The sequence below is a fragment of the Rhizobacter sp. P2_H2 genome, from assembly GCF_056403375.1.
In genome coordinates this window covers 1-1,868 of sequence record NZ_JBFUFP010001046.1, presented here as the reverse complement: position 1 = coordinate 1,868, position 1,868 = coordinate 1, and the positions used below count along the sequence as shown (strand labels likewise).

Here is a 1,868-nt window from a genome sequence, read left to right as displayed (position 1 = left end):
CCTGCGCACCATCCGCATAAGGCAGGTCGGTGCGCGTGCGATCGCCGACGAAGAACAGGTAGCCGAGCATCTCGACCGCATCGCGCTGCTGGCCTTCGCCGAGCAGCGCCGCCACCGGCACGCCCAGGTGCTGGCCGAGCAGGTCGAGGAAGGCCGATTCGATCGCGGTGACCGCATGGATGGTGGTGCGCAAATCGAAGGTCTGCAGCCCGCGGCCGCCGCTGTCGCGGTCGGCGAAGCCCTGCTGCACGCGCTGCAGCACCTGCTGGTGGTTGCCGATCGGCTGGCCGACGACGAGCGGCGCCGCGTCTTCGAGCGTCTGGCGGATCTTCTCGCCGCCGGGCACCTCGCCGACGCCGGTGCGGCCGTCGCTGTCGGTCAGGATCAGCAGGTTGCGGGTGAAGAACGGGCCGTGCGCGCCGCTCAGGTTCAGCAGCATGTCGTCGCGCCCGGCGACGGGGATCGCGCGCAGCGCGGTGATGGTGGGTGTGCTCATGGGTCGGTGGTCTTGATTCAGTCTGCGGTGATTTTTCCGGTCTCGATGACGGTCTTCCAGCGCGCGAATTCCTTCTGCTGGAAGGCGGTGAACTGCGCCGGCGTGTTGCCGACGATCTCCATGCCGACCGAGACGAACTGCTGCTTGACCTGCGGGTCGTTCAGCGCGGCGACGATCGCGGCATGCGCCTTCGCGCGCACGTCGGCCGGCAGGCCCTTCGGCGCCGCGATGCCCTGCCACGAGTAGACGGCGAGGTTCCTGACACCCGCTTCGTCGAAGGTCGGCACCTCGGGCAGCACCGCGGAGCGCTTGTCGCCGGTCACCGCCAGCGCCCGCAGCTTGCCGGCCTTGATGTGCTGCAGCACCGCGTTGACGTTCTGGAACGAGGCCTCGACCTGGCCGCCGAGCAGGTCGGAGATTGCCGGCGCGCCGCCCTTGTACGGGATGTGCGAGCCGCTGGTGCCGGTGAGCTGCCAGAACAGCTCGGCCGTCAGGTGGTCGCTGGAGCCGTTGCCCGACGATGCGAACGTCATCTTGCCGGGGTTGGCCTTCTCGAACGCGATCACGTCGGCCACGCTCCTGTGCGGCGACGCGGCCGGCACCACCAGCACGTTGGGCGCCTGCACCGCGATCGTGATCAGGTCGAAATCCTTCAGCGCGTCGTACTGCACGTTCTTCAGCAGGTGCGGCGCGATCACCAGCGGGCCGAGCGAGGTGACGAGGAAGGTGCTGCCGTCGGGCGCCGCGCGCTTGACCAGCGCCGCACCGATGGTGCCGGTGGCACCCGCCTTGTTGTCGACGATGAAGGTCTGGTGCAGCGCCTCGCCCAGCTTGGGCGCAATGGCGCGCGCGACGGTGTCGGTCGAGCCGCCGGGCGGGAACGGCACCAGCAGCGTGACGGGCTTGTCGGGCCACGCTTCGGCGTGCGCGGCAGCCATCGACACGGCACCGAGGATCAACGCGAGCGCCAGCCTGGACAACAGCGTGTGCATGGGATGTCTCCTGGATTGTTAACGTTAACAATACGCGCTGGCGACCACCCCTGTCATGCGGGTTTACCCGATCAGCTGCTGGCCCGCTCGACGATCGAGAAGCCGACGTCGATCACGCGCGACTGCAGCGCCTCGCCACTGGCGCGCGTGACGATGCACTGCGCCGCGAGGTCGCCGATCTGCCGCGGATCGATGCGCACGCTGCTCAGCGCCGGCTCGAGATCGGCCGCGAAATTCAGGTCGCCAAAGCCGACCACGGCCAGTTGCGCCGGCACGTCGATGCCGCAGGCGCGCGCCTCGGTCAGCACGCCGAGCGCCAGCAGGTCGGAGCTGCAGAACACCGCGTCGGCCCGCGGCTGCCCGCGCAGCAGGTCGCGCAG

At 69.4% G+C, this 1,868-nt stretch carries 3 protein-coding genes; all 3 read right to left on the bottom strand.

Translation table 11 applies throughout. The annotated features are described in order from the left end of the window. Positions 1-496: enolase-like domain-containing protein (locus AC1D15_RS29840; protein WP_477828870.1), on the bottom strand; the 496-nt coding region annotated here is incomplete at its 3' end. 17 nt (positions 497-513) lie between these two features. After that, positions 514-1,488, bottom strand: coding sequence for a Bug family tripartite tricarboxylate transporter substrate binding protein (locus AC1D15_RS29835; RefSeq protein ID WP_477828869.1), 975 nt, complete (start codon positions 1,486-1,488; stop codon positions 514-516). 71 nt (positions 1,489-1,559) lie between these two features. Then, positions 1,560-1,868, bottom strand: a 309-nt coding sequence (locus AC1D15_RS29830) for a substrate-binding domain-containing protein (protein WP_477828868.1), incomplete at its 5' end; no start/stop codon positions are given.